The following is a 22,872-nucleotide window of genomic DNA, read 5'->3' on the forward strand; positions in this document are numbered from 1 at the left end:
ATGCAATATAAAATAGTGGCTCCAAAGGCCATAAATTCAACAATAGCACTGCCTGCATCTAAAAGCATAAGCAACAGAGCTCTTATTCTGAACGGTCTTAGCTTAAATGCCTCAACCCTGGAAAATCTTTCCGACTGTGATGATACGCAAGTTATGATAGAAGCCTTCCGTTCAGGCAGCAGCCTGATTGATGTAAAGGCTGCCGGCACATCGATGCGTTTTCTTACTGCACTGTTAGCTATAACACCCGGAGAATGGATAATAACAGGTACAGAGCGTATGCAGGAACGCCCTATTAATATTCTTGTAGAAGCCCTGACCTCATTGGGAGCCCGCATATCATATATTGCCAATATTGGATATCCTCCCCTAAAGATAAAGGGTACGGCACTGGATGGTGGTGACATATATTTGTCGGGAGATGTCAGTTCTCAGTTTATATCGGCACTTCTGATGATTGCCCCTACAATGAGTAAAGGGTTGACAATCCATTTAGAAGGAGATATTATATCCATCCCGTATATAAAAATGACATTGGGAATGATGTCTCAGTTTGGCGTAAAAGCACACTGGGAAGATAAAATAATCCGTATCCATCCACAAGAATACAGGCCCACTCATTATGTAGTAGAGTCTGATTGGTCTGCTGCTTCATATTGGTACGAGATGGCTGCGTTAACAGATAGTGCTCATATAGAACTGAAAGGATTGTTCAAAGAAAGTATGCAAGGAGACTCTAAAGTATCCGAGTTGTTTTTGGACTTAGGTGTTAATACCGAATTCACTGAAAACGGTGTTATATTAACTAAGTCGGACAGAATAACAAAGAAGATGTTCCATAATTTTGTGAATGAGCCCGATTTGGCACAAACCTTTGTTGTAACTTGTTGTATGATGAATATTCCTTTTATGTTTACAGGATTACAAAGCCTAAAGATAAAAGAAACAGACCGCATAGAAGCATTAAAAGCTGAAATGAAAAAGCTGGGATATCTTATTTATGACAGTCAAAACAGTATTCTCGAATGGAATGGTGAGAGATGCGAGCCAGAAACAGAAGCTGTTATCCGTACATACGAAGATCATCGCATGGCGATGGCTTTTGCTCCGGCTGCAATAAAGATCGATCATATCAATATGGCACACCCGAATGTAGTTACTAAGTCATATCCAAATTATTGGAATGACCTGAAAACTGTAGGATTTACGATAGAGGAAAAATAATATATCAATCTAAACGATATCCGAATTGGCGAAGTATGTTATCCCTGCTTCGCCAATCTTTTTCTACCTTAACGAATATTTGCAAGAATACTTTTTTATCAAAAAATCGCTCAATATCTTTCCGTGCCATTGTACCGAGTTTCTTCAAGGCTGCACCTTGATGTCCGATAACAATTCCTTTTTGTGTGTCACGCTCTACAATGATAAGAGCTCTTATATTTATTATATCTTTTTCTTCTTTAAACTCTTCAACAACGACTTCTACCGAATATGGAATTTCCTTTTGGTAATAAAGAAGAATTTTCTCACGAATAATCTCTGTTACAAAGAATCGGGCAGGGCGATCGGTTAATGCATCTTTCTCAAAATAGGGTGGTGATTCGGGGATAAGGTCTATAATCCGTTTCTTGACCACATCTGCGTTAAACTTGTTCAATGCCGAAATCGGATATATTTCCGCATTCGGAAGTAGTTCTTTCCACCGCAAGACCAAGGCTTCCAATTCTTTCTGATTTGTTTGATCTATTTTATTAATCAAAAGCAAAACAGGAGCTTCTACGCCTTGTACTTTCTTTAGAAACTCTTCGTTTTTGTCTATTTTTTCGACAACATCAGTCATATATAGTAAGACATCAGCATCACTTAATGCAGATTCCGAGAAGTTAAGCATCGACTCCTGCAACTTGTAATTGGGACGCAAAACACCCGGAGTATCAGAATAAACAATCTGATATTCATCGGTATTCACTATTCCTAAAATACGATGACGAGTGGTCTGAGCTTTAGAAGTAATAATTGATACTTTTTCACCTACCAACAGGTTCATCAACGTCGATTTACCTACATTGGGGTTGCCTACTATATTTACAAATCCTGATTTATGCATTTTTATTTTTTATGTTTTTAGAATACGGCTGTCGAACTTAGCATTTCGGGTGTCATCCATTTACCTTGTGCTTTCATCACTTGCTCTATGACATCACGGGCAACACCATCTCCGCCATTTTTATGCGAAATATATTGGGCTACACTTTTTATCTCAGGCGCAGCATTTGCGGGGGCTACAGCCAACCCTACAGCCTGCATTACCTGATAGTCTGGCAAGTCGTCGCCTGCATATATTATCTCTTCGGCTTTATAGCCTGTTTTTTCCATATAGTCGTTGAGGTCATTTATCTTAACTCTCGATTTGAGGTAAATATGATTAACTCCCAACCTGTTGAAGCGAAGACGGATATTATCTGTATCGGCACCTGTGATAATGGCTACACTATAGCCGGCTTTTACTGCAAGGTTGATAGCATACCCATCTTTTATATTTACCATCCTTACCGGTGACCCATCTGAAGACAAAGGTATTGAATCGGGAGATAAAACACCATCAACATCAAATATAAATGCTTTTATTTTCTTCAAATCGTAATTTATTGTACTCATTATATATCTTTTTTACCAAACCGATGAATACTTTCGCTCATCAGTTTATAAATTTGTTTTATTTTATCATCATCAATCAGCGACAGGTGCTTCTCCATCACATTTTCATCGAAGCGCACAGCCGGACCTGTTTGGGCTTCTTCGGGAGATAAAGAATGTACCTTCGATGCAGTTTCGTCAATCAACGGCAAGGCGATATCGAACGGCAAGTTTATTTTTGCTAGAACTTGTTTCGATAAGGTGTACATATGATTCGTAAAGTTGCAAGCAAATACTCCTGTAAGGTGGAGATACTTTCGTTCTTCTGTTGATAATTCTACTATTTTCGTTGACAACTGAGATGCAATGCTTTTTAGTTGTACCAATGCTTGATCATCCGAAGCCTCCAGAAATATTGGAATGTCCGCCCAGTCAACTTTTCTATCTTTACTAAATGTTTGAAACGGATATACTACTCCATACTGGGAAGTATATCCTTTAAAGACATTTATAGACATGCTACCGGCTGTATGTGCCCATAAGCCATTATTTGACGGAAGGCTAGCAATCAATCCTTCTAAAACAGAATCTTTTACCGAAAATATATATAAGTCAGCATCGCAGACGGCTAATGATATATCTGTAATAGGTGCAGCATCCACTTTCTTGGCTAAAGCGGAGGCAGAAGCTAATGTTCGACTATAGACTTGTACAATATCAAAAGATTTGCTGTACAGCTCTTTTGCAAATTGTGTCGCAACATTGCCTGCTCCTATCAATACTACTTTCATTAGTTCTTCTTTTTGGCGCTTAATACCATTGCCACTCCCGCAACGATCAATAACCCCGGAACAATAAGATTAGAATAATTATGCATCCAACCAAAGAACGTATCAGCATTAAGCAGTACTCCTATACCTAGGAATATCCAACCTAAAACTCTCTTAGGCTGAGTGAATAAGAACACAATCCCTGCTATAAGCAAAAAAGAACCTACTCCTATTAGTCTGTCAGCATAAGGGATTTTACTTAATACGTCTAACTTGTCCAGCATAAATAAAATACCGAAGATAAGTATGGTTATCCCATACGACAAACGGTCGTTTGACTTGCTATTAGTTGCCATAAGTAGCTATTCTATTATTTGATTTATATTAAAGTTTCCGATATGTACTTTCTCCCATTGTAATTTTTCATCGTCGATAGGGGAGCGCTCTTGTGCTTTATTTCCAAATACTATAACAGAAAGAACCTGCAGCTGTATCGGTATATTAAATAAGCTCTTGATATAGTCATTAGAAGCTTCCTCTTCTTCTGTATATCGCTCTCTGATTTGTATCCAACAACTTCCCAATCCCAAATCTTCCGCTTGTAACTGCATCATAATGGAAGCTATAGACGCATCTTCTATCCACACGTCGCTTGTTAATGGATCTGCCATAACTATAATAGCTAAGGCACAACCTTCTATCGGTTTACTTCCCGATTTTTTGCATAGCGACAGCTTTCTTAGCATTTCTTTATCTTCAACTAATAGAAACTGCCAAGGATTTTTACTCTTTGATGAAGGTGACTTTAGCCCAGCTTTGAGAATAGTCTCTACTTGCTGAGGTTTCAATGGTTCATCTGTAAATTTACGAATACTCCGACGATTTGTTACCAAATCTTGAAAATTATTCATAAGTCAATATGATTTATAAATTCTTATTTTATTAATTGGTTCTACTCTCTGGATATATAAATTAACGGCGAGTCAATTCTTCAACTTCCTTTTCAATCTCACTGACAGATTTTACACCTTCGGTACTGCTTTTTCTAAGGAGTATATTCAGTGTTTGCATGATCAGTTTAATGTCTAAAGCATACGAATAGCCGTTGATATACAGCAAGTCGTATTTTAATTTATCCCTTACCGATGTATTATATTTACCTTGTACTTGTGCCAGACCTGTAAGACCTGTTTTAACCCTATGACGCAAGTTATATTCAGGCATCTCGGCACAGAACTGTTCTACAAAGAATGGTCGTTCTGGGCGTGGGCCTACTATGCTCATATCGCCTATGAGTATATTGTAAATCTGAGGTATTTCATCCAATCTGGTAGCACGCAAGAAGTGGCCAAGTTTAGTTATTCTGCAGTCAACATCTTGAGCTAATACAGGACCCGAGGCAGCTTCTGCATTTTCGACCATTGTCCTAAATTTATATATCTTGAAAACTTTGTTGTCTCGCGTTATGCGTTCTTGTGCATAAAATGCCGATCCCCCGCCTATTTTTAAAGCCAAATAGACAAATATGAATGGAATAGATAAAACAATCAGCCCCAAAATTCCTAAAAAGACATCCGTCAGTCGTTTAAAAAGCTCATTACTCTGTCCCAGCCCTAATTCTCTCACATCTAAAACCGGCGAATCATCTATTTGCAGGAAGTTCGCATTAAATTGGAGTATCTCCGAATTTTTAGGCTGATATAATACAGTACGGTTACGTTCTATGCAATATAAAATAATATGCTGTTTTTGTTCTTCGGAAACATCTTCGGTAATGAACGTTATATCACATTCGTTGATATAGTTATATAAATTAAGATGGTCGGGGGAACAAACATGTTTCAAGTTAGACCATATTCCTTTTGCCTCCAATAATTTGTATGCTAGAGGTTGCGACTTCTCATAGCCAATAACGAGTACCGATTTCCCTTTATTCAGGCGAAAGTGCATTCTATTGGCAAAAAAGTGCCAGAACGTGATTGCTGCAATCTGCATGGCATAGGCAGTAAGAAGAATACTTCGGGGGAATGCAAATTCTCTGGCCAAGAAGCTTATAGCCATTGTGCAAAACAGTAGAGAGACTATAACCAGAAATACCGTGTACCCTATACCCAAAAAAGAAAAATCTTTTGGTTTATCTAATTCAAATATATGGCTTAAGATTAGATAGCAAATACCAATATACGGCCAGATAGCAACAAACGAAAACCAGTTTTCGGAGAAGTTGTCAAGGCTATCTTTAAAAATGTAGAAAGACCAAATTATCGAACCATATACGATGGCTAAATCCAACAAAGGTATTAAAATCTTTAATCCCCTGTATCCAAATATTTTTTCCAAAAATCTATTCATTCAACTGAATATAATAATTTTTAAAGGAAAAAATGCTACTTCTTCTTCGATTTTGCTTTTGTTTTAGTAGCAGGTTTCTCTCCGGTTGCCTTCACTATTTTCATTGCTGCGTCAAAATCTAAATCAGCAGGCACTACACCTTTCGGAATTTTATAGTTTGTTTTTTGATACGCAATATATGGACCATATCGGCCATTTAATATTTGTAAATCTGCGTCCTCAGTAAAAGTCTTTATTATCTTCTCAGCGTCTTTTTGGCGTTTATCTTCAATCAAAGAAATCGCACTATCTAAATCAACACTGTAAGGATCATATCCTTTAGGCAAAGATATAAACTTTCCGTTATGTTTTATATACGGGCCAAATCTTCCTGTACCAACGCTAACATCTTTACCTTCAAACTCACCAACCGAACGAGGTAGCTCGAATAATTTCAAAGCTTCTTCTAGTGTAATAGTTGTGATAGATTGTGTTTTTTGTAATCCTGCAAACTGAGGTTTTTCTTCTTCTTCCTGAACACCAATTTGTACCATTGGCCCGAAACGTCCGATCTTTACAGATACCTGACGTCCCGATTTAGGATCAACACCCAGTATACGTTCTCCTACTTTATGATCTGTTTGAGTATTCGTTGCAGATTCTACAATAGGATGAAATACTTTGTAAAATTTATCTATAAGTTTTGTCCAGTTTTCTTCACCTTCGGCGATCTGGTCAAATTCTTTTTCTATATTGGCAGTAAAATTATAGTCTAATATCCCCGGAAAATATTCGATAAGGAAATCATTTACAACCACTCCTGTATCAGTAGGGATAAGCTTCCCCTTGTCTGTACCTGTGATTTCAGTTTTCTGTGTATCCGATATTTTTTCTTTTTTGAGAGCTAAGATATTATACTGACGCTCTGTTCCTTCTATATTCGACTTCTCTACATACTCACGGTTCTGTATCGTAGAGATAGTTGGTGCATAAGTAGACGGACGACCTATACCAAGCTCTTCCAACTTACGAACAAGAGATGCTTCACTATAGCGACTCGGACGTTGTGTAAATCGTTCTGTGGCTGTCGCCTCTTTCATTTGTAGTGCATCCTGAACTTTTACAGGAGGAAGCAGGCTTGTTTCATTATCTATAATTTCTTCATCAGTACCTTCAAGATATACATGCAAGAACCCGTCAAACTTAATAACCTCTCCAACTGCTGAGAATTTCATGTCTTTCTCATTAGAGATACTAACTGTTACAGTGGTTTTCTCCAATTCTGCATCAGCCATTTGAGATGCAATAGTCCTCTTCCATATCAGTTCGTACAGTTTCTTCTCCTGTGCAGTGCCCGATATTGAGTGCTCATTTATATATGTAGGACGGATGGCCTCATGTGCCTCTTGTGCTCCTTTCGATTTTGTTGAGAAATGGCGAACTTTTGAATATTGCTTTCCATATTCAGATTCAATCTCATTTTTTGTAGTGTTAATTGCCAAACTAGATAAATTGACCGAATCGGTACGCATATAAGTAATTTTTCCCGACTCGTATAATTTCTGAGCAACCATCATTGTCAACGAAACAGGGAATCCTAGTTTACGAGATGCTTCCTGTTGCAAGGTTGAAGTAGTAAAGGGAGCCGCCGGAGATTTTTTCATCGGTCTTGTCTCTACATCTTCAACTTTGAAGCTTGCTTCTTTAAGTTTTTCAAGAAGGTTTAGTGCTTCTTGCTTGGTTTTAAGTCGCTTGCTTAGTTCTGTCTTTATTTCGTACTGAGAGCCATTGTCTTCTTTTGTGAAAATGGCAATCACTCGATAAGATGCTTCCGATTTGAATTGTTGTATTTCTCTTTCACGTTCAACAATCAATCTTACAGCTACCGACTGAACACGTCCGGCTGATAGTGCTGGCTTTACTTTGCGCCATAGTACGGGCGACAATTCGAACCCTACAATGCGGTCAAGAACGCGACGTGCTTGTTGCGCATCTACGAGATTGATGTCTATTGTTCGGGGATTTTCTATTGCATTCAGAATTGCATCTTTCGTAATTTCGTGGAAAGCAATTCTTTTTGTTTTATTCTCTTCAAGCTTTAATGTCTTATACAGATGCCATGATATAGCTTCTCCCTCACGGTCTTCATCGGAAGCAAGCCATACAAGGTCTGCTTCTTTCGCCGCTTTTTTCAGTTCATCGACAACTTTCTTTTTGTCGGAAGGTATCTCATATATGGGAGTATAATTGTTCTCCAGGTCTATGCCTAAATCTTTTTTCTTTAGGTCTCTAATATGTCCGTAACTAGACATAACTTTAAAATCTTTCCCTAAAAATTTCTCGATAGTTTTGGCTTTCGCCGGAGACTCAACAATAACTAAATTTTTCTGCATACAATTAAATCAAGGCTTGTGTTATATTCAAGTATACTAAACGTAGTGTACTCGAATAATACATTCTCTTTTGAACGGCAAAAGTAGTGATTTTGTTTTAAATAGCAGAATAAAAATAATCTTAATGCCGTAATTTATTGATTTTTTGTATTGAAAATCAATAAAAAAGAAGTCATGTATAAATTCTTTAAGCTTTTACCCGGAGTTATCTGAACAATTTAATTGAATAAAATAGGTTTTGATTCTATAGAAAAGTCTGAATAGCCGAACTCTTCAAAATTGTATGTGGATAAAATTCTCTTCACTATATTTATGAATGCGGCGTAATCATATATAATAAAGTCGATATACGAAAAGTGAAAGCCTGTAGCACCGCCTATCGTATTAGCAATACCATAGGATACAGTTTCTTCAACGATCTTGTCTTCTATCTCTCCTCTGAAATTTATTATATCTTCGCGAGGCACATTTATATTTTCGAAGAATGCGAAACCAAATATCACTCCGTCCTGCTTCGCTTCATTAAAACGAGCGGTCTTTTTCCCATAGAAATCATTGAGGATGGAAGAGCAAGAGGTGTATCCCGAAAAAATATCTTCTCGCAAAGTCCAATCACTATTTTCTTTTGGTTCTATACGATATCCGGTATATATTTCGGTTGGGTTATCAAATTTAGGCCAACTGTTTTCTTCTATTGTTTTGTTTATAAAAGACCTTAATTCGGTTATTTTTACAGTTGGCTTTTTAGTTTTCTCATTCACAAACGTGATAGAGCCAATATATTCCATTGTATACAGCTCTCCGATAAACTGATCTAAATATATAAAGAGCATAGAGTAACGTTGGTCTTCGTCAATATCCATCAGTTTGGATGAATATATTTCAATATTCACTTTGGGTTTTTCGTTCTCAATTTCGGGATATATTTCAATATCATTTTCTCCGATTTCTATGCTATACATTGTAAGTGTAGAACCAGCTTTAGCATGTGCAGGCTTGGATGAATAGAAATTCCATTTCTCCCACAGTTCTTGTGGAGCATGTTGTAGCCAGTAATGTAATTGTATCAAGCGAGAGCGATTTCCTTCAGGTGTTAATATTAATTCATACTTTCCCTCATTGTTTATACCCATTTCGAAGTAGATTTTATGGAAAGCGATTTGTAATATGCTGTCGACAAAGTTTAGTAGAGTTTCTCCCTCAACTTTATTATTCATCATTTCTCTTATCTGACTTTCTTCTTCCGAAAAAGAATTCCAGAATTTAGCAACTTTATTTTTAAATGAATTTTGCATGTAGTTAATTTTTTATTGTATAGATTTACTATTTTTTAGTAATGTTATTATATTTACGTAAAAATAGACTGTAAATCAAAGATAGATAATAAAACTTATTATCAAATATTCTTGATAACACTTGGTAACACTAAGTAGTAAAACGGAAACACATCATCAGCTTGCTGTTATCTACTTTTGCTAAACGAAACGAATATAAAATAAAACTATGAAGCCATTTTTACTATTACTCTTACTAAGCATAGCTGTTGTAACCAATGCGCAAGGATATATTCTGAAAGGCATAACAATGAATGAGTCGAACCAAACGGTGGAAGCTGTAACATGCATTCTGAGAAATACAAAAGATAGCCTTTGGCTGAGAACCACGATTACAGATACACAAGGTTCGTTTGAATTCAAGGGTATTCCTAATGGAGAGTATACACTCACTCTACAACACATGACATACGAAAAGGAGGAGCACCCTATTAAGATACAGGATACAAACTTAGAAATTCCGCCATACGTCCTTCTTTCGTTAAATAAAGAACTGACTGAGATAGTGGTAAGCGGCGAGCATCCTATCGTAAAATCGGAAGCGGGAAAACTAATTTATGATGCTCCTTTACTAATTAAGAATAAGGTAGTTTCAAATGCATTCGAAGCTTTACAGAATGTGCCGAGCATTACTGGAGTTGGTGACGATCTCAGCCTGATCGGAACATCAGCCTATACGATTCTGATCAATGGGCAACTCACCAGTATGAGTAAAGAGCAAATAATAAGCATGCTCAAATCAATGCCCGCGTCCCGTATATCCAATATTGAAATCATGTATAGTGCACCACCTCAATACAATGTAAGAGGTGCTGCTATAAATATTGTACTCAAAGATCAGAATGCAGACTTACCAACTTTGCAAGGAGAAGGAAGTGCAGAGTATAAGCAAGCACACTATGCGGGATTTGGTGTAAGAGGAAGCTTGTTATATACCAAACCTTCATATAATATTGATTTCTCTATTGGTGCAGATAAGGCTAAGAACTGGTCTACCAGCGATATGTTTGCAATACATCAGTTTGATGGGCATGCATACGATATTTCCCAGAAAAACTATTCTATGCCCAATCCCGAAAGTTTGAATACCCGGCTTGGACTTGGCTTCAATCTGAAAAATGAGGATAAGATAAAAATAGTATATACCGGTAACTTTGACAAATATGATGCAAGCCATACTTCGCAAACAAAATATCTAAAAGATGGTAATCCATATACAAGCATAGATTCGAAAGACGATGTAGTGGGGAATGATTATCTTCATAATCTAAAAGCGGAATATAACTCTCACAAGAAGCTAAATATAGGGGCTGATTATACCTTTTACAACGATCCCTCAACAACCAAATATTATGACTATGAAGATGGTCAGATATTAAAAACTACCTTTAAAACCAAGACAGCGCAGCGTGTAAACAAAATCCTGTTATTTGCAAATCATACAGTGTCAACCAAAAGCGGCTGGGATTTTAATTATGGAGGTAATTTCTCATTCTCCAAAAACAACAATAGTTATGACTATTATAAGAACCCTGATAACACCGTTGTAGATTCAATAAATGATACCAAACAGAAGGAGTATAATGCATCTGTATTTGCCGGATTCTCTAAGCAGTTTGGTGAAAAGCTATCTGCCCAAGCATCAATATCCGGTAACTATTTTCGTGCGGCGATAAACATTATGGGCGAGAAGAAAACATTGTGGAATGATTTCCAACCATTTGTAAATGCAAACCTTAGTTATACTCATAACCAGCAGCTAATGTATCAATTGTCATTTTCTTCAGACATCAACTATCCTCCATATTGGGCATTAAGCACCGATCGTTTTAAGATCAACGCTTATTCATCGGCAGAGGGTAATCCTGAACTTAAATTCTCAAGAGAGTACAGAACACAACTGAATGTGATCTACAAGCAGAAATATGTTCTTGGGGCTTATTATGAGTACACTCCCGATAGATTCATACAATTGCCATACCAGTCTCAGAGTAGTCTGGAGAATATATTCCAAATGGTAAATCTCGATTACGAAAAGCAATTTGGAATATACCTCGTTGTACCTTTTGCAATAGACAGGGTGTGGGATACCAAGGCAACGATCAACCTTTTCAGACAAGAAGAGAAAGACGATGAGTTCTATGATGTTCCTTACAAGAGAAGTATGTATTCCTTTGTAGCACAGCTGCGTAATACATTCAATATATCTTCCAAACCCAATATTAAGCTCGATGTTTCAGGGTTTTATATGAATGGAGCTCTCCAAGGTATATATGATATCAAGCGCATGTGGGATATAACAGCCGGTGCCAAATGGACATTCTTAAACAACAAAGCCGAACTCATGGCACAGGTTCAGGATATATTTAAAAGCAACGGTGCAACAACAAAGATCGATTATATGACACAGTATAGTACGATGAAGCTACATCCCAATGCTCCGGTATTTAAACTATCATTTACTTATCGGTTCGGTAATTACAAAAAGCCGAAAGTAGATGAAGTGGATACTTCCCGATTTGGAAGATAACAACTCTTCATACCAGACACTATTTTTTATATAAATCCTCAGGGAATATACTATTCCTTGGGGATTTATTATAACCCTACACTCTCGCGAAGGAAATCGATGGCATCGAAGATATCCTCTTTGCTTGCCGTTTGATTGATTTCTATCTTACCCACATCCGAAAGGAAAGTAAAGTTTACTGTATCCGATTCATTTTTCTTATCATGCTTCATGTATTCATATAGCCGCTCATAATGGTCGCAATCGAAATAGAAACCATGATAATTGTCTTTGATAAAATAAATGGTCTTGTACATTTTCTCTTTCGGAAAACCACAGAATCGATGAGAAAGATACAATTCGCAAATGATACCCCATGCAACAGCATAGCCGTGTTGAACGGGCTTGTTTAGTTCGTAAGACATACTCTCGAAAGCGTGCCCGATGGTATGTCCCAGATTGAGGGCTTTGCGTATTCCCTTTTCGAAGGGATCAATTTCCACGATGCGCTCTTTGACCCCAACAGAGTCTACAACCAACTGTTTCAACTTCTCATAGTCAATTTCCTCGGTGTCAAACGACATAGTTGCCAGCCACTCTTTATCACTGTCTATCAATCCATGCTTTATCATCTCTGCATAGCCCGACAAGAAATTCTGATGATCGAGGCTCTTGAAGAAGACTGAATCAATCAGCACTGTTTCGGCAGGAGCAAAAGCTCCTATTTCGTTCTTCAATCCGTTGAAGTTTATCCCTGTTTTCCCTCCTACGGCAGCATCAACAGCACCGAGTAGGGTAGTGGGTATATTGATACACTTAATGCCCCGTTTGAAACTCGCCGCAGCAAACCCTCCGATATCTGTTAGCATTCCACCGCCAAGATTGATAAGTAAAGAGTGTCGGGTAGCTCCATTTTCTGAAAGATACTTCCAGATAGAAGACAATGTTTCTATATTCTTGTTGTCGTCTCCTGCCTTTATTATAATCTTCCCTGCTTTTGCAATCTGTGTATTATCTTTAACCAGAGGATAACACAACCTCTCGGTATTTTCGTCCGTTAGCAAAAACAATTTGTCGAAAGACAATCGGCTTAGGATATCAGACAAATCTCTATTCAGGTCTGTAGACTTTATGACTTTCTGCATTTTATTTATTATTAATTTGTTAACAATAAAAAGGTGACAAAAGTAACAGGTTTGTTATCCCTTTTCATTGTTACCTTTTCTTAGCCCCTTTCAGATTCACCTTTATGTAAATCTCTGATTAAAGAGCTATTATTAAAAAAGTGAAAAAAGTGACACTTTTTTATTTATAGTATCTGTGTAACATTTTGTTTTTTATTCTCCTTCGTTATTTTATAATAAGATAAATTTAGTCAAACTAAATTATTTAAAATAAGCTCCTTCTTCTATTTTATACCCTCTCAATACTTCATCTACCTTCATCGCTTTTTTTCCGGCAAACTGGATCTCTTCCACGCTGATAAGGCTATTGCTACATGTAACATGCAGGTATGTTTTATTATCAGTCAGAATAGTTCCCGGAACTACAGTGTTTGCAGAAGGAATAACTTCCGAACGATATATTTTTACCATTTGAGGTTCTTTTCCCTCACTAAGAAGTTCTGTCCATGCCGTAGGGTAAGGAGACATACCTCGAATTAAATTATGTATTTCTGCCGCCGATTTATTCCAGTTGATGCGGCAAGTCTCTTTAAATATTTTGGGCGCATGTCTCAAGTCTTTTTCATCAGAAAAGAACTGCTGCTGATCTACAGCATCTACACTGCCTTCCAAGATCATATCAACTGTTTTTTGTACAAGCCCGGCTCCGACAACCATCAATTCATCGTGAATTTTACCTGCGTTGTCATTCTCTCCTATCTTGATCTTTTCCTGTAGAATTATCTTACCTGTATCTATCTCATGAGTAAGGAAAAAGGTGGTGACACCTGTTTCTTTATCCCCGTTTATTATAGACCAATTGATAGGCGCAGCACCGCGATATTGCGGTAGTAGTGAGCCATGGAGATTGAATGTTCCCAATCGAGGCATATTCCATACCACCTCGGGCAACATACGAAATGCAACTACAATTTGTAGATCGGCTTCCAACGCCTTTAGTTCACTGAGGAAATTTTCATCTTTCAGCTTTTCGGGTTGTAGTAGAGGTAAATTCTGTTCCAACGCATATTTCTTTACAGCAGAATACTGTATTTTGTATCCTCTGCCGCTTGGTTTGTCGGGCATGGTTATCACCCCCACTATATTATATCCGTTTTCAACGAGTTTTTTCAGGCTTTCTACTGCAAAGTCAGGAGTCCCCATGAAAACGATACGCAAATCTTTCTTATCCATTTATTTTTGATTGTTTAATGCAAATTTAAGTATAAAACGCTATTCCTAAAAGTGCAAAAGCGTAAAGATTGATAAATCAAACAATCTCTACGCTTCGTTTATTTTGATATAGATATTATCAGTATTGATTTTTTCTGTTATTCCTATCTATATTAAAAGGATCTTTCTTGAAAAACAATGCCTTAACAAGCCACATAACCAAAAAAGTAATACAAGCTATAGCGATTGTTGCCCCCGAACGCCATATAATGCCCCACTCGATGGGTTTAATTCCCCAGAGCGCCAAAACAGTCAAAGTAGCACCTGTAAGAATAATTACAGCCGACAGAATACCTATAAACAGTCTCATAAATACCTAATTATTTAAGTTTTACTCTAAAAAGCAAAGATATAAAACTCTAGCAGACTTTATGTATTTATAAATATTATTTAGGAAAAAGCAGTGTCATTCTTCCACAAAGTTCTCAGCTAATACCCCTCTGTATACATCCAAAATGTTAGATTTGGAGATAAATCCCAGATATACATCATTCTGGTCTACCACAGGTAAGTTCCAAGCCTTAGTTTCGTCAAAACTCTTCATTATAGATTCCATAGTCATACCTACAACCACAATAGCCGGAGGTGATGTCATGAAGCGTGATACCTTGAAACGGTTGTATAATTCGGGGCGAAACATAATATTTCGGATATTATCCATAAGAACAATACCCAAGAATCTCTTTTGCTCATCTAAAACAGGAAAGACATTGCGAGATGATTGCGATATAACTCTCACCATATCGCCCAGATACATATCAGGATTCACTGTCTGAAAATTAGATTCTATCAGTTTCTCAATATTCATCAGTGTAAGTACGGCTTTATCCTTATGGTGAGTTATAAGCTCCCCTTTCTTTGCCAGACGCATCGAATAGATACTATGTGGCTCAAAAAACTTGATCACGACATAAGAACAGATAGAAACAATCATCAGAGGCAGTAACAGTTCATATCCACCCGTCAGCTCTGCAATCAGGAATGTTCCCGTCAGAGGTGCATGCATTACTCCTGCCATTACACCTGCCATTCCCATTAATGCGAAATTCTCTTCCGGCAATAACGGAGCAAAGCCTGTTAGTCGTGAGTGATTTATAGTAAAAGAGAATACAAATCCGGCAATACAACCCAAGAACAAAGATGGAGCAAATATCCCCCCTGTTCCTCCTGCACCGTTAGTTGCGCTGGTCGCAAATACTTTCATCAGCAGAACACCCGCAAGAAATAAGACGATAGTCCAACGGGTATCTTTAAATTCAAAGAAAACACTATTGTCCAACAGACCGGTGTAGTTCTTTGTTCCACTGATCAATGCCTCTATTGTATCATAACCTTCTCCGTAAAGAGGAGGCATCAAAAATATTAATATACTTAATATGCTTGCACCAAACGCAAACTTTTGCCAGTATGACATCTTGCGAAATATTCCTTCTGTCCACCCCATAGCACGAGTAAAATAGAGAGAAACCAATCCGCAAAAAATACCCAGCAAAATAACATAAGGAATGCGTTCGAGGGTAAAAGGCTCTGTATAGGCATAATTAAACATTGCCGAAGTCCCCATCGTCAGATATGAAATCGTAGCTGCCGTTACAGATGTTACCAACAACGGAAGCACTGTAAACGTTGTCAGGTCGAGCATCAATACTTCCACCACAAAAACCAATCCCGCAATAGGTGCTTTAAAGATACCCGCAATAGCACCCGCAGCACCACATCCGATCAGCAGCATCAGGTATTTCTGTTCTACCTTAAAGAAACGTCCCAGATTAGACCCTATAGCCGATCCTGTAAGTACAATAGGTGCTTCCGCTCCAACCGATCCCCCAAAACCAATTGTAATAGAACTGGCTACAATGGAGGTATATACGTTATGGAGCTTTATAAAGCTTTTACGCTGAGATATAGCATACAATATTTTTGTAACACCATGGCTGATATCATCTCTCACGATGTAGCGAACAAACATTCCGGCAATTAAAATACCTACTATAGGATATATGAGGTACATATAGTTAGCACCCTCTGTGAGGAAAGGAGAAGTAAGAAGATGTTGTATAAAGTGAATTGCACTTTTAAGGATAAAAGCTGCTAATGCTGTAAATATTCCGATCAGGAAACTTACGAACAAGACCATCTGTTTCTCTTTTACATTTTGGGTCTTCCAGACAAGGAATCTGTTATAAAGTTTTTTGCGTGACATTTAATTTTAGGATTGAACTCCAAAAGTATAAAAAAATGGGTACAGAAATAAATTATTTTCACTCTATAGTGTTAAAACTAAAGAGACCAAACCAAAGTGTTGGTTTAGTCTCTTTTATTTTTCAGCTAGTCAGACTAGTTATTATAAAACTTCCACGCCTGTATGAAGGCTGAGTTGTTTATCTTATTTCTTTTTTCCTTGATTAGCAACAGCATCCATCAGTTTTTTGATTTCTTCAGGATCACCAAGGAAATAATCTTTAACGAGGTTCAAATCATTGTCGAATTCAAAAACGTAAGGTACAGCTGTAGGTAGGTTCAAGCTTACGATATCTTCGTCTGAAATTCCTTTCAGATATTTGATGATACCACGTAAGCTGTTTCCATGTGCTGCAACGATAATTTCATCGTGACACATCAATGATGGGTAGATAACTTCTTGCCAGTATGGAAGGATACGATCTACTGTTTCTTTCAATGCTTCTGTTTCAGGGATATATGCTTTAGGTACGTCTGCGTAACGAGGATCTTGAGAAGCTGAACGAGGGTCTGTTGGCTCTAGTGCAGCAGGTGGAACATCGTAGCTACGTCTCCAAACAAGTACTTGCTCGTCACCGTATTTTTCAGCAGTCTCAGCTTTGTTTAAGCCTTGAAGCATACCGTAATGTTTTTCGTTCAAACGCCATGTTTTTTCAACAGGAATCCAATCCAAGTCCATTTGGTCAAGGATATTGTTCAACGTTTTAACAGCTCTTTTCAGATAAGAAGTATAAGCTAATGTAAATTTGAAACCTTCTTCTTTCAATAGTTTTCCGGCTTTTATAGCTTCTTGTACTCCTTGCTCCGACAAGTCAACGTTTGTCCATCCTGTAAAGCGGTTCTCTTTGTTCCAAACGCTTTCTCCGTGGCGAATTAATACTACTTTTTTCATCTTTATTTACTGTTTTAATTATTATTTTCCAACTACGCAAAGTTAGTTAAATTATAGCGGAATAGCAAGTCGATCTTATCGAATAAATACCCATTCCTTATCATCCGAAAGCTGTGGTGCAAAAGTATATCCTTCGGTATCGAAACCCTTTAGGTGCTCTATATCTTTCAGTTGATTTTGTATAATAAAGCGGGTCATCATACCCCGTGCTTTTTTTGCGTAAACTACTATTTGTTTATATCCTTTATCTGTTTGCTGTTTGAAGATAGGAGTTATGATCTTATGTCCTTTAGGCAAAAGCTTTTTATCTACAGCCTTGGCGTATTCTTTCGAAGCCAGATTGATAAGGACATTGTCGTCAGCTTTCATTTGTTTGGCTATGTACTTACTGATGGTGTCGGACCAAAATGCATACAAATCTTTCCCTTTATCGTTCACTATCGGAATTTGCATTTCGAGACGATATGGTTTAATAAGGTCTAGAGGACGGAGTACGCCATACAGCCCTGAAATATGTAGTAAATGTTTTTGAGCAAAATCGATATCTTCCGCAGAAAATGATTGCGCGTCCAGTCCCTTGTATGCTATTCCATTATAGGCAAATGCTGCCTGTTTTTGTGGCGTTTTGCTTAGAGGATATGCGTGGATGTATTGGTATACATCGTGTGCCAGCTGAGGGTTAATACTCATTAGAGACGCTATTTCTCCGGGAGTAATACCTTCCATCGATTTGTACAATCCTTTAGCTTCTTTCGCGTAGAGTGGGGTGGTTGACTCCTTTATTGGAGCCGGCTTTTCAAAATCCTGCAACTTTGCAGGAGACATTATTATAATCATATTTTTATTTCTTTATAAGTTCGTAATAATGTAAATTTATTGTAGGAACAGATATTGCATTGTTAAAACACTTATACCAAGGTTTTTGTTGCTTATCGAGGAAGAAGACTTCTAATCTTCTTTCTTGCATAGTATATATATGCCCGGAAAGTATCTGACCTAGAGAAGGTAAAGTCTGAATCCGGCAGGATGTCTTTGAGGTCGGATGTCCTTCGAATTTTTTCTCGTCCCATGTATTTCAGAAGGCTTTTTCTATACTTGGCAGGTTTGTTTTCCAAGCAGTACTTTTTGTAAAGGTATATTTTCTCTGATATTTTCACCTTCGTTTCTGCGAGGCATTGCTGTGTGATTTGAAACTCACTGATTCCGATATTAACTAATATTTCGGGAGAGATTGCGAATGTATTATCTCTAGCCATAATCACCTGCATGTAGAAATCCATATCTACCAGCCATATTAGATTCGGGTCGAAAAGATAGCCTTTATTCCTAAATATACATACACTCGGAGCACCCAGCCTATTGCCGGTATATATTATTGTAGCATCATTATGAAGTTCTGAGATAAATTCGCTGCTTGCTATATGGGGCTTCGAATTATTATGGTTGTCCAAGTCGCAACTTGCCGAAAAAGCAATGTCGGCACTTGGATTTTCATCTAACAGGCAGACATACTTTTCTAAGCTGTCCGGAGAAGAAAACCAATCATCATGATGAAGTATCTTGATATATTCTCCTTTTGCTTTTTTTATTCCCTCGTTCCAATTCAGCGGAGAGCCTAAAGGTTTTTCGTTTTTGAAATATTTTATTCGCTCGTCCGAATATTCTTCAACCAGTTTTTGTAATGAGTCATCGGGAGAATCATCTGTGATAACGACCTCGTAATCTGTAAAACGCTGCTCTAAAATAGAGTTGAGGCAACGTCTCAGAAAATCAATATGTTTGTAAGCCGGGATACAGATGCTGACTTTCATTTCTTTATCCTTTTATTGGTAACATATTCGATGGCTTCTCTCAATATTCTGGCTTTTGAAAAATATAAAGTTCCTATATACAAAGCTCCTACAAAAGCTATTTGGCATATCATTAATACAACAGGTTGGGATATCGCAAACCTGAGCATATAGCCACATAGTATACAAATAAATGATATTCCGAAATAAGGCAATAAATCTTTTATTAGTTCAACCAGACTGTAATTTATCAGCTTGTTAGACATAATAGAGGATACAATGTATCTGATAATATAGGTTGCTGAGATACCCGCAATGTAATACAGGTAACTGAGCCCTAAAATAAAAGGGATACATATAGAGCTGAAAATCAATATAGCATGCATAATTGTCAGAATAAGAATCAATCCCGATTTACCTTTTATCCTTAATATATCTCCATTTGTAGTTTCAAGGCCTGCAAATATACCGCCAATGCATAGCAGTTGCAGGATGGGAGCTGCTGAAAGCCATTGTTCTCCCAGTATGTACATAAATGATTGTGCTACCAATATTATGCCCATAAACATCGGGAATATGACAAATGCTTTGATCCTGATAAATTTTCTGAATATATATTTCAATCGGTGGTCATCATCGTATATCGACGATAGGATAGGATAGGAGACGCTGTATATCGATCCGTTTAAGACATCGTTAGCCGAATTGTAATTTCTGTAAGCTAGATTGTATAATCCCCCGATACTTAAGGAGTAGAATTTCCCTAGTATGTTTTGGGGTATGTTTACCATTACAGAATTTATAATACTTCCCAAAACCAATTTCGAGCTAAATGCGAACAGATCTTTGAATGACTCTTTACTAAATGATCCCGATGGTTTCCATCTGCTGAATATCCACAGGCAACAAACTTTAAGGAATGTCCAGAGTACAACCTGGGTAGCTAGTGCCCATACTCCAAAGCCAAAGTAGGCAAGCAATAGTGTTACAGAGTATGATGTAAATACAGAGAATGCATTAATCTTGGTGATCAGCTTGTAATTTATTTCTTTTATCAGTTTGGCATTCTGTACTACAGCAAAAGAGTTAAATAGGAAGGATAGGAATAAATACCTTGACAAGTCTGTCAAAATAGGTTTATCGTAATAGTTGCTGATGAGTGGAGCCAGAAAGAATAGGAGCAGATACAAGAATATACCGATAGATATATTCAGATAGAAGACAGTGGTGTAATCTGCTTGTGTAATATTCTTCTTACGAATAATAGCACTCGAGAAGCCACTTTCGTGTAAGATATTTGCTAATCCTACAAATATGGCAAGTACGCCCATCAGTCCGTAGCCTTCTTTATCTATTAGACGCGCAAGTAATATTCCGGCAACAAATACAAACGCATTTTGGAGTAGCTTATCCAATACACTCCAACTCAGTCCGGATACGGTTTTATCTTTTAATGATTTTTCCTTCATAGACTCCTGTCGAGGAACAGTTTATCTTAATACTTTATTTTGAACGCAAAGCTACTAAAAAAAGCCATATCAATTTAATATCGTATGCGTATAAAAACAAAGAGAGCAGTTCTGAAAACTACTCTCTTCTATATATGATTCTTTAGAATCTCCGATTATTCAGCGTTCAAAGTATAACGTTGGAAACCGACAACAGTAAGTTCTTTATCGTGCGCAGCAAGATATTGAGCTATTGTTAGTTTTGGATTCTTAACGAATTCTTGTTGAAGAAGTGTAAATTCTTTGTAGAATTTATTTAATGCACCTTCTGCAATTTTTTCAATCAAGTTTTCTGGTTTGCCAGCTTCGATTGCTTTTTCTCTTGCGATGCTTAGTTCTCTTTGTTTGATTTCCTCAGATACTTCTTCAGGAACAAGAGCTACAGGGTTCATAGCTGCAATTTGCATAGCTATGTCTTTTGCTACTTGCTCGTCAACGTTTGGTTTGTTGAAACCTACGATAGAAGCTAGTTTGTTACCCGGGTGAACATAAGCAACAACTGTAGGAGCTGTAATTTGTTTGTAAACGCTGAACTCCATTTTTTCGCCTGTAACACCCATTCTGTCTGTTACAAGGTCGGTGATAGCACGACCGCTAACTTCAACAGCTTTCAGTGTGTCAATATCAGCCGGTTTGTTTTCTAATGCAGCATCTAGGATAGATTTAGTCATTCCTACAAAATCAGCATTCATTGCAACGAAGTCTGTTTCACAGTTTACTGCCACGATTGCAGCGAAATCGCCTTGAGTAGCAGCAAGTACACAACCTTCCGAAGCATCACGGTCTTCACGTTTTGCAGCAAAAGCTTGTCCTTTTTTGCGAATTATCTCAACAGCTTTGTCGAAATCTCCTTCAGCCTCGTTCAAAGCATTTTTACAATCCATCATACCAGCACCTGTCATTTTGCGTAGATGTTGGATATCAGCCATAGAAATTGCCATATTCTTTCTCCTTTTATTTTGGTTTATAATTATTCTCTATTGATTTAAAGAAAAAAGACCAAATAAATAATCTCTAAGAAGGCTTTCTTAGAGGCTATTTATTTAGTCTTTATACTATTACTCTTCGTCCTCTTTAGCAAACTTGCTGGCTACAGCCGCATTGATTGCTTCTTGGTCTTCTTTAGTTACAGCTTTTTTAGCACCTGCTTTTGCTTTGCGTTCTCTTCTTGGAGCTCCTTCTTCATCTTGAGCTTCAGCAGCAGCGCTATCTGCTTTTTCGATCTTTCTTTCTTCAAGACCTTCTTTGATTCCTTCGCAAAGGCTTCCTAAGATAAGTTCGATAGATTTTGCAGCATCGTCATTAGCAGGGATTACGAAGTCGATATCTTCAGGGCTAGAATTTGTATCTACCATAGCAAATACAGGTATACCAAGACGATTAGCTTCTCTTACAGCAATGTGTTCTTTCATTACGTCTACCACAAATAAAGCAGATGGAAGACGAGTTAAGTCTTGGATAGAACCCAATGTTTTTTCAAGTTTAGCACGTTGACGAGTTACTTGAAGTCTTTCTCTTTTAGACAAAGTATCGAAAGTACCGTCTTTGATCATCTTGTCGATAGTTGACATTTTCTTAATAGCCTTACGGATAGTAGGGAAGTTTGTCAACATACCTCCTGGCCAGCGCTCTACCACGTATGGCATATTCACTGATTGAGCCAAGTCTGTAACAACTTGTTTTGCTTGTTTTTTTGTAGCAACGAACAATATTTTTTTACCTGATTTAGCTATTTGCTTCAATGCAGCAGCAGCCTCTTCAGTCTTAGCTATTGTCTTATAAAGGTCGATAATGTGGATACCGTTGCGCTCCATAAAGATGTAAGGAGCCATAGCCGGATTCCACTTTCTCTTTAAGTGACCGAAGTGTACACCAGCTTCTAATAATTGGTCGAATTCTAATTTTGCCATTTTTAGTTTTTTTGTTTCGTTTACTTTCTTTTTCTGTTAGCGAATTGTCGGGTAGCTCATATTCAGAAGTCCCGGCAATTTAGATACTAAACGTAATTTTAGAGATGAGGCCGACTCATCATTATATATTAACCAACTTATAACTTTTAAGCGGCATA

The 22,872-nt window shown here is 37.5% G+C and carries 20 protein-coding genes; 2 read left to right on the forward strand and 18 right to left on the reverse strand.

All coding sequences use genetic code 11. The features are described 5' to 3' along the window. Positions 1-1,224, forward strand: a complete 1,224-nt coding sequence (locus tag QOX35_RS05595; protein WP_283686112.1) for a 3-phosphoshikimate 1-carboxyvinyltransferase — start codon at positions 1-3, stop codon at positions 1,222-1,224. 4 nt (positions 1,225-1,228) lie between these two features. Here QOX35_RS05595 and era read toward each other — a convergent pair whose 3' ends face one another. The 8 genes from era to QOX35_RS05635 all read right to left on the reverse strand — a co-directional run bounded on the left by era (position 1,229) and on the right by QOX35_RS05635 (position 9,429). Next, positions 1,229-2,110 carry a GTPase Era gene (era, locus tag QOX35_RS05600; RefSeq protein ID WP_283686113.1) on the reverse strand — a complete coding sequence of 294 codons (882 nt, stop codon included), beginning with the start codon at positions 2,108-2,110 and terminating at the stop codon, positions 1,229-1,231. A 17-nt stretch (positions 2,111-2,127) separates the two neighbouring features. Then, positions 2,128-2,661 carry a KdsC family phosphatase gene (locus QOX35_RS05605; RefSeq protein WP_135105090.1) on the reverse strand — a complete coding sequence of 178 codons (534 nt, stop codon included), beginning with the start codon at positions 2,659-2,661 and terminating at the stop codon, positions 2,128-2,130. Then, positions 2,661-3,431, reverse strand: a complete 771-nt coding sequence (locus QOX35_RS05610; protein ID WP_283686114.1) for a Rossmann-like and DUF2520 domain-containing protein — start codon at positions 3,429-3,431, stop codon at positions 2,661-2,663. The genes QOX35_RS05605 and QOX35_RS05610 overlap by 1 nt, the downstream gene beginning before the upstream one ends. Then, positions 3,431-3,766 carry a LiaF transmembrane domain-containing protein gene (locus QOX35_RS05615; RefSeq protein WP_135105092.1) on the reverse strand — a complete coding sequence of 112 codons (336 nt, stop codon included), beginning with the start codon at positions 3,764-3,766 and terminating at the stop codon, positions 3,431-3,433. The genes QOX35_RS05610 and QOX35_RS05615 overlap by 1 nt, the downstream gene beginning before the upstream one ends. A 6-nt stretch (positions 3,767-3,772) precedes the next feature. Beyond that, positions 3,773-4,321, reverse strand: a complete 549-nt coding sequence (locus QOX35_RS05620; RefSeq protein WP_283686115.1) for a nitroreductase family protein — start codon at positions 4,319-4,321, stop codon at positions 3,773-3,775. A gap of 61 nt (positions 4,322-4,382) precedes the next feature. Then, positions 4,383-5,762 carry a sugar transferase gene (locus QOX35_RS05625; RefSeq protein WP_283686116.1) on the reverse strand — a complete coding sequence of 460 codons (1,380 nt, stop codon included), beginning with the start codon at positions 5,760-5,762 and terminating at the stop codon, positions 4,383-4,385. Between the two features lie 35 nt (positions 5,763-5,797). Further along, complete coding sequence (topA, locus tag QOX35_RS05630) at positions 5,798-8,134, reverse strand: type I DNA topoisomerase (RefSeq protein WP_283686117.1); 2,337 nt, start codon at positions 8,132-8,134, stop codon at positions 5,798-5,800. 218 nt (positions 8,135-8,352) lie between these two features. Further along, positions 8,353-9,429 carry a hypothetical protein gene (locus QOX35_RS05635; protein WP_283686118.1) on the reverse strand — a complete coding sequence of 359 codons (1,077 nt, stop codon included), beginning with the start codon at positions 9,427-9,429 and terminating at the stop codon, positions 8,353-8,355. Between the two features lie 208 nt (positions 9,430-9,637). Between QOX35_RS05635 and QOX35_RS05640 the strand changes: the two genes are divergently transcribed. Next, the gene (locus QOX35_RS05640) at positions 9,638-11,998 is read left to right on the forward strand and encodes an outer membrane beta-barrel family protein (RefSeq protein WP_283686119.1); all 2,361 of its coding nucleotides are present in this window, start codon (positions 9,638-9,640) and stop codon (positions 11,996-11,998) included. A 68-nt stretch (positions 11,999-12,066) separates the two neighbouring features. Here the strand turns inward: QOX35_RS05640 and aroB are convergent, their stop codons facing one another. From aroB to rpsB, 10 genes are all read right to left on the reverse strand, one after another. Beyond that, positions 12,067-13,122: a 3-dehydroquinate synthase gene (gene aroB, locus QOX35_RS05645; RefSeq protein ID WP_283686120.1), complete on the reverse strand. Its 1,056-nt coding sequence runs from the start codon at positions 13,120-13,122 to the stop codon at positions 12,067-12,069. 240 nt (positions 13,123-13,362) lie between these two features. Continuing rightward, positions 13,363-14,334, reverse strand: a complete 972-nt coding sequence (fmt, locus tag QOX35_RS05650) for a methionyl-tRNA formyltransferase (RefSeq protein ID WP_283686121.1) — start codon at positions 14,332-14,334, stop codon at positions 13,363-13,365. A gap of 118 nt (positions 14,335-14,452) precedes the next feature. Then, positions 14,453-14,683, reverse strand: a complete 231-nt coding sequence (locus tag QOX35_RS05655) for a hypothetical protein (RefSeq protein WP_252638911.1) — start codon at positions 14,681-14,683, stop codon at positions 14,453-14,455. Between the two features lie 96 nt (positions 14,684-14,779). Beyond that, positions 14,780-16,576, reverse strand: a complete 1,797-nt coding sequence (locus tag QOX35_RS05660; RefSeq protein WP_283686122.1) for a chloride channel protein — start codon at positions 16,574-16,576, stop codon at positions 14,780-14,782. 183 nt (positions 16,577-16,759) lie between these two features. After that, on the reverse strand, positions 16,760-17,506 hold the full coding sequence (gene gpmA, locus QOX35_RS05665) for a 2,3-diphosphoglycerate-dependent phosphoglycerate mutase (protein ID WP_006842966.1): 747 nt from the start codon (positions 17,504-17,506) through the stop codon (positions 16,760-16,762). Between the two features lie 75 nt (positions 17,507-17,581). Further along, a complete protein-coding gene (gene yaaA, locus QOX35_RS05670; protein ID WP_283686123.1) occupies positions 17,582-18,343 on the reverse strand; it encodes a peroxide stress protein YaaA in 762 nt (253 codons plus the stop codon). A 92-nt stretch (positions 18,344-18,435) separates the two neighbouring features. Then, a complete protein-coding gene (locus tag QOX35_RS05675) occupies positions 18,436-19,317 on the reverse strand; it encodes a glycosyltransferase family 2 protein (RefSeq protein WP_283686124.1) in 882 nt (293 codons plus the stop codon). Beyond that, a complete protein-coding gene (locus tag QOX35_RS05680) occupies positions 19,314-20,765 on the reverse strand; it encodes a lipopolysaccharide biosynthesis protein (RefSeq protein ID WP_283686125.1) in 1,452 nt (483 codons plus the stop codon). The genes QOX35_RS05675 and QOX35_RS05680 overlap by 4 nt, the downstream gene beginning before the upstream one ends. 155 nt (positions 20,766-20,920) lie before the next feature. Beyond that, complete coding sequence (gene tsf, locus QOX35_RS05685; RefSeq protein ID WP_135105105.1) at positions 20,921-21,745, reverse strand: translation elongation factor Ts; 825 nt, start codon at positions 21,743-21,745, stop codon at positions 20,921-20,923. Positions 21,746-21,862: 117 nt separating this feature from the next. Continuing rightward, on the reverse strand, positions 21,863-22,714 hold the full coding sequence (gene rpsB, locus QOX35_RS05690) for a 30S ribosomal protein S2 (RefSeq protein ID WP_006842961.1): 852 nt from the start codon (positions 22,712-22,714) through the stop codon (positions 21,863-21,865). Between the last annotated feature and the right edge of the window lie 158 nt (positions 22,715-22,872).

The sequence above is a fragment of the Dysgonomonas sp. Marseille-Q5470 genome (assembly GCF_951230145.1).
In the GTDB taxonomy this organism is placed as follows: Bacteria; Bacteroidota; Bacteroidia; order Bacteroidales; family Dysgonomonadaceae; genus Dysgonomonas.